The sequence below is a fragment of the Flavobacterium oncorhynchi genome (assembly GCF_002217355.1).
Classification (GTDB): domain Bacteria; phylum Bacteroidota; class Bacteroidia; order Flavobacteriales; family Flavobacteriaceae; genus Flavobacterium; species Flavobacterium oncorhynchi.
Genome location: NZ_MUHA01000016.1, coordinates 40,373 through 47,257, shown reverse-complemented (window position 1 = coordinate 47,257; position 6,885 = coordinate 40,373). Strand labels below are relative to the sequence as shown.

Annotated in this window: 6 protein-coding genes; 5 read left to right on the top strand and 1 reads right to left on the bottom strand. The window is 36.7% G+C overall.

What is annotated here, in order from left to right; genetic code table 11:
* Window positions 1-963 precede the first annotated feature (963 nt).
* The gene (locus B0A75_RS12185; protein WP_089054548.1) at window positions 964-1,251 is read right to left on the bottom strand and encodes a hypothetical protein; all 288 of its coding nucleotides are present in this window, start codon (window positions 1,249-1,251) and stop codon (window positions 964-966) included.
* 805 nt (window positions 1,252-2,056) lie between these two features.
* On the opposite strand from B0A75_RS12185, the gene B0A75_RS12180 reads away from it, so the two are divergent.
* Genes B0A75_RS12180 through traJ form a run of 5 tightly spaced genes read left to right on the top strand, consistent with a single transcriptional unit; the run spans window position 2,057 to window position 6,873 of the window.
* Window positions 2,057-2,362, top strand: a complete 306-nt coding sequence (locus B0A75_RS12180; RefSeq protein WP_089054547.1) for a DUF4134 domain-containing protein — start codon at window positions 2,057-2,059, stop codon at window positions 2,360-2,362.
* A 10-nt stretch (window positions 2,363-2,372) separates the two neighbouring features.
* The gene (locus B0A75_RS12175) at window positions 2,373-2,702 is read left to right on the top strand and encodes a DUF4133 domain-containing protein (protein WP_089054546.1); all 330 of its coding nucleotides are present in this window, start codon (window positions 2,373-2,375) and stop codon (window positions 2,700-2,702) included.
* Window positions 2,699-5,200 carry a TraG family conjugative transposon ATPase gene (locus B0A75_RS12170; RefSeq protein WP_089054545.1) on the top strand — a complete coding sequence of 834 codons (2,502 nt, stop codon included), beginning with the start codon at window positions 2,699-2,701 and terminating at the stop codon, window positions 5,198-5,200. The genes B0A75_RS12175 and B0A75_RS12170 overlap by 4 nt, the downstream gene beginning before the upstream one ends.
* A 27-nt stretch (window positions 5,201-5,227) precedes the next feature.
* Complete coding sequence (locus B0A75_RS12165) at window positions 5,228-5,857, top strand: DUF4141 domain-containing protein (protein WP_089054544.1); 630 nt, start codon at window positions 5,228-5,230, stop codon at window positions 5,855-5,857.
* Between the two features lie 11 nt (window positions 5,858-5,868).
* Window positions 5,869-6,873, top strand: coding sequence for a conjugative transposon protein TraJ (traJ, locus tag B0A75_RS12160; protein WP_089054543.1), 1,005 nt, complete (start codon window positions 5,869-5,871; stop codon window positions 6,871-6,873).
* The last annotated feature ends 12 nt before the right edge of the window (window positions 6,874-6,885 follow it).

Here is a 6,885-nt window from a genome sequence, read left to right as displayed (position 1 = left end):
TATTTATTTATTTATTTATTGAAAACTAAAAAAAATACCAGTCGCACCTTTATAAAAATTAGGTTGTCAAGTGCTCAAAATAATCAAACGGTATGGAATAACTCAAAAGATCGTATTTTTTTATGAAAAAAGGAAAAATAGCCTTGGCATCGAGTAAAACGCAACCAATGGCTGTTACCATGCATGTTAATGAGTTCGTAATTGGCGGCAAGGATGTACTAAATTTACAGACGATTATTCTGCGAATTTGACAGAGCCTAAATTTAGAGACCATATTTCTCTCTTGTTGAACTGTCTGTACTCAATCAGATTAGAAATTTCTCCTTTTTTAACTGATTAAATAATAAATTCTCGCTGTCAATTGACATAAATCAGCAGCTATACTAAGTGTAACGACTTCTAAATCGGACATTTTTTCCTTTCAGCCACCATGAGATTTGTATTCGAAATCACGATTCAAAAAACTTATAAATTCAAAAAACTCTTAAATAATTTTTAACTATATTTGCCACAGATATTAATTTGTATAGTGATTTTAATTTATTAAATTTCAACATATTGATCGATAAGTAATCAATATTTTTTTTACTTTAAATATTCTAACTAATGTTTTTGCTTGAGCCTAAAAATTAAGTAATTGAAAATCCTAAATCTTATGGTTTTAGATTGATTTTCGAAACTTGTTTTCGAATTCGTTTTACAATTCCTAGTTTTCTTTTCTCATCCAAATATAAGTAGTGTTTTTGGATTATGATACGGAATGTTTTTGACCAGTATATTATTCCAAATGATTATTCTTAAGTTTTCGAACTGTAGTACTTATTGTTGCTACTTTTCCTTTTCTGAAATTTATTATACAAGAAAAATCTCTCAAAGGAGTCAATTCCTTTAAATTTCCTATTTCATTTGCGGAATTTCTTAGAGCTATTTTTAAATGATTACTTCCTTTAAGGACTCTAATACTCACCTCTCCATATTTTTTTTGCTTGGAGCAAGACAAAGCCAACTAGCAAAACATTTTATCATCGGATTTTTCATACTCCTTTTAAGCCTGCTTCGACCTAGTGTTTTTTGTTGATTCTTTTTGTGTACTTTTTGATCAATATAATACTGTTTTTTATTATTGCCATTGTTAATGGTTTCATCAAGTATTGTTAAGATTTCTTGGTCACACTTTTCGATTTTATCTTGTAATTGATTGTAAATTCCAAATTCTTCTTTTATAAGGAAAAAGATAATCTTTTTTATCATTGATTTGAAATGCTTTTATAATTTCATCCTCAGATTTTTTTTGCAATTACGTTTCTAAGAGCTGCTAACTTTTCAGAATTGATCTCTCACTCACAAATCGTTTCTATGATATTAAAACCTGTGAGTTCACATATCTTTTACAACAACGTCTAGTCGAAGATTAATCAGATGCAAATATTGTTGCATTTTTTCTAAAGTATCGGCTGCAGCACCAGACTAAACTGCTTCTGTAGCGGCAATAAGTTGAAGTTAATCAGTTTGGAAATCGGACCAAAAACTTCCAGATAACAATCCAATGCTATGCTGTTTTTGAATCCATTGACAACCTTGAAGATCCGTTTTTCATTCTTTTCATATTCTTAGTGAATTCCCCATTGCAATTGTTCTCATTTGTCTATACGTTTGATTTTTCAAATTAATAAATACGCTCTAAAAGGAAATTCTTTCGGATAAACAAAATATTCTAAACTGGGTCCAATAAACGCCTCCACAAGTATCATCATACATCTCTCAACCAGAATCACACTCGTGCTATTATGCAACAGTTTACGAATCGGCCTTGCAAAGAGCGGATCTAATTTACACATTTTTCATGTGTTGTAATCGTTAGCTAAAGGAGTCAATTTGGGCGTGAATATGGGGAATTACACCCAACGTGTTAAAATAATTCTTATTAAGACAAGCCACTTACTGTCAAATAATCCCACCTACTGCCACTTTATTATAACACTTCAATTTCTAAAACACCTTTGTCAAGAAAACCCACATGATGTGGGAAAAGAACAACAATTAAAAGTGTTTAATCATGGAGAAACAAAGAAAAAAAAGTTTGCTGGCAGCATTGGTAATGCTGTCGACTTGTGGAGCTTTTGCTCAAGGTAACGGTACGGCAGGTATTAATGAAGCTACTCAAATGGTCACATCTTATTTCGATCCCGCTACCCAGCTTATTTATGCCATTGGAGCCGTCGTGGGTCTCATCGGCGGGGTAAAAGTATATAATAAATTCAGCAGTGGCGATCCCGATACCAGTAAAACCGCAGCGAGTTGGTTTGGGGCATGTATTTTCCTTATTGTCGCTGCCACCATTCTTCGTTCATTCTTCCTTTAATAATTGATATATGAACAATTATAATATCAATAAAGGGATTGGAAACACAGTCGAATTTAAAGGGCTCAAAGCTCAATATTTATTCATTTTTGCAGGCGGTTTGTTAGGTATTCTTGTCCTGGTAATGATCCTGTATATCTTTGGGATCAGTTCGTACATCTGTTTGGGGCTTGGTTTCGGCGGTACATCATTTATTATCTGGCAGACTTTTTCACTAAATAATAAGTATGGAGAACACGGACTGATGAAAGTGGGTGCACGAAAAAGACACCCTAGCTATATTCTATGTCGTAAACCAATCTACCGTTACGTTTCATCTGTAAAAAACAAGCAAATATGAGAAATACCTCCAAAGCCACCACATTGGAAAGTAAATTTCCTTTACTGGCAGTTGAAAATCATTGTATCCTTTCCAAAGATGCAGATATAACAGCTTGTTTTCAGGTGCATTTGCCGGAGCTTTTTACAGTAGCTTCAGCGGAATATGAAGCCATCCATTCTGCTTGGCACAAAGCAATCAAAACACTTCCGGATTATACAGTAGTGCATAAACAAGACTGGTTCATAAAAGAAGATTATGCTCCAAAAATAGATCAAGAAGAACTGAGCTTTTTAGGAAAATCTTATCAACAACATTTCAACGAACGTTCGTTTTTGAATCATTACTGCTATCTTTTTTTGACCAAGACCACAAAAGAAAGAATGCGCACGCAGAGTAATTTTTCTTCTTTATGTAAAGGATCATTAATACCTAAAGAAATTCGGGATAAAGAAACCATTCATCGCTTTATGGAAGCCGTATCTCAATTTGAAAGAATCCTTAATGATTCAGTATTTGTAAAATTGAGCCGCCTGAATGAAGAAGAAATCATAGGAACAGATCAGAAACAGGGATTGTTGGAGCAGTACTTTACGCTGTCAAGGGAAGCAGGAACACCTATGCAGGATTTAGCATTAGGAGCTGAAGAAGTTCGTATTGGAAACAAACGACTGTGCCTGCATACGCTTTCTGATACAAACGACCTACCCAGTAGTGTATCCGCAGACACACGCTATGAAAAGCTATCAACAGACCGCAGCGACTGCCGCTTGTCTTTTGCAGCACCAGCCGGATTATTATTGAATTGCAACCACATTTACAACCAATACCTGTTTTTAGATAACAGTGATGAGAACCTAATAAAATTTGAAAAGTCTGCAAGGAATATGCATTCCCTGGCTCGCTACAGCCGAAGCAATCAAATAAACAAAGAGTGGATTGAGCGTTACCTGAACGAGGCGCATTCCTTCGGACTTTCTTCAATACGCGCTCATTTCAATGTCATGACATGGTCAGACGACCACATTGAATTAAAACAACTTAAGAATGATACTGGTAGCGCTCTGGCGCTTATGGAATGTAAGCCAAGACATAACACTGTCGATGTAGCAACATTGTATTGGGCTGGAATTCCTGGCAATGCAGCAGATTTTCCAAGTGAAGAAAGTTTTTACACCTTCATCGAACCCGCTTTATGCTTTTTCACCCAAGAAACCAATTATCAGAATTCACCATCGCCTTTCGGGATCAAGATGGCTGACCGTCTGACTGGTAATCCAATCCATTTGGATATTTCTGATCTGCCGATGAAAAAGGGAATTATTACCAATCGTAACAAATTCATATTAGGTCCTTCTGGCAGCGGGAAATCTTTCTTTACCAACCATATGGTGCGACAGTATTACGAACAGGGTGCGCATGTGCTTTTAGTTGATACCGGAAATAGCTATCAGGGATTATGTGAACTTATCAACGGTAAAACCAAAGGCGAAGATGGGGTATATTTTACGTACACAGAAGATAATCCTATTGCTTTTAACCCTTTCTATACTGATGATGGTGTATTTGATATTGAAAAAAGAGAAAGTATCAAAACACTGATCTTAACGCTCTGGAAAAGGGATGACGAGCCGCCAACACGTTCGGAAGAAGTAGCACTTTCCAATGCCGTAAGTGGTTATATCGAAAGAATCAAACTGGAGAATGTCCAGCCCTCATTCAATAGTTTCTATGATTATGTACGAACCGATTACCGCAAGGTATTGGAAGAAAAAAAGGTCAGAGAAAAAGATTTTGATTTAGCAAATTTTCTAAACGTACTCGAACCTTACTACAAAGGAGGTGAATACGATTACTTGCTCAATTCAGAAAAACAGCTTGACTTATTGTCCAAACGTTTTATCGTGTTTGAGATTGATGCTATTAAGGACCACAAAATCCTTTTTCCAATAGTAACCATCATCATTATGGAGGTTTTCATCAATAAAATGCGAAGACTAAAAGGTATCCGAAAACTAATATTGATTGAAGAAGCTTGGAAGGCGATTGCAAAAGAAGGTATGGCTGAATACATTAAATACCTCTTCAAAACAGTCCGTAAATTTTTTGGGGAAGCAATCGTAGTTACTCAGGAAGTTGATGATATCATTCAGTCACCGATTGTCAAGGAAAGTATCATCAACAATTCAGATTGCAAGATACTACTGGATCAACGCAAGTACATGAACAAGTTTGACGATATACAGGCAATGCTTGGCCTAACTGAAAAGGAAAAAGCGCAGGTATTATCCATCAATATGAACAATGACCCTTCGCGAATGTACAAAGAAGTCTGGATTGGACTCGGTGGAACCCACTCTGCCGTCTATGCCACTGAAGTTTCTCTTAAGGAATATTTGGCTTATACTACTGAAGAAACTGAAAAACTTGAAGTAATGCAGCTTGCCCAAGAGTTAGGCGGTAATGTAGAACAAGCGATTAAACGCATTGCATCTCAAAGAAGGGAAAAAGAAAAATAATTAGTAATCCTTAAAATTTAAAAAACAATGAAACAATTAATGCAATTGGTGTGTGTGACTATGTTATTGGTCGTTGCACCGGCAAAAGCCCAATTTGTGGTTACCGATCCTGTTAACTTGGCACAAAGTATTCTCAATACAGCGCAGGAAATAGTACAGACTTCCTCAACAGTGTCCAATGTGATCAAAAACTTCAAGGAAGTAGAGAAAGTTTATAAGCAAGGAAAAGAATATTATGACAAACTAAAGGCGGTAAACAATTTGGTCAAAGATGCTCGTAAAGTACAACAGACGGTATTATTGGTTGGTGATATTTCTGAGATGTATGTTTCCAATTTTAACAAGATGATGAACGATCCCAATTTCTCATCGCAGGAACTTACATCCATTGCCTTTGGCTATTCCAAACTGCTCAATGAAAGTTCAGAACTATTAAAAGAGCTTAAACAGATTGTAAATACTTCAACTCTTTCGCTCAACGATAAGGAACGTATGGAAATCATAGACAGGGTTTACAAAGAGGTAAAAGACTATCATAATCTGGTACGCTACTATACCAACAAAAATATTTCTGTGAGTTTTCTTAGAGCAAAAAAGCAAAACGATGCCCAGCGTGTACTGCAACTCTATGGAACTGCTAATCAAAAATACTGGTAAAACGAACGCTTATGTTATTAGTTGAATTTAATAATCTTCATGAGGTATTACGCTCGTTGTATGACGAAATGTTACCACTATCTGCTGATATGGCTGGTGTAGCTAAAGGTGTTGCCGGACTCGGGGCTCTGTTTTATGTAGCATTAAAAGTCTGGCAAGCCCTTGGCCACGCAGAACCGATTGATATGTATCCGCTATTACGCCCGTTTGCCGTAGGTCTCTGTATCATGTTCTTTCCCACCATCGTACTGGGAACTATCAACGGGGTATTAAGTCCTGTTGTAACCGGTACACACAGTATATTGGAAGGACAGGTAATGGATCTAAATGTGCTGCAACAACAAAAGGATCTTTTGGAACGTGAAGCCATGCTTCGGAATCCTGAAACAGCTTATCTCGCAACAAACGAAGCCTTCGATGAAAAACTAGAAGAACTGGGCTGGTCACCTGCAGACCTGGCAACGATGTCAGGAATGTACATCGAACGGGGAATGTACCAATTGGAAAAAAGTATGAAAGATTCCTTTAGGGAACTATTGGAAATCCTCTTTCGGGCAGCAGCGCTGGTTGTTGATACTATAAGAACCTTTTTTCTAATTGTTCTTTCCATTCTGGGGCCTATCGCCTTTGCAATTTCAGTCTGGGATGGCTTCCAATCGACATTAACCCAGTGGCTCACTCGATATGTAAGTGTGTACCTATGGCTCCCTGTTGCCGATCTGTTCAGTTCTATGCTAGCAAAAATCCAATCACTCATTTTAGAAAAGGATATTGAAAGCTTATCTGACCCAAATTTCATTCCCGACAGTTCCAATACGGTGTATATCATTTTTATGATTATAGGAATCATTGGTTATTTCACCATTCCAACGGTAACAGGATGGATCATCCAAACCGGCGGTATTGGCAATTTTAACCGTAATGTAAATCAGACGGCACAAAAAGCAGGAAATATTGCTGGTGCTGGTACAGGTTCCACTGTGGGAAATATTGGCGGACAGCTTTTAAAGAAATAATTAACCTTAAAG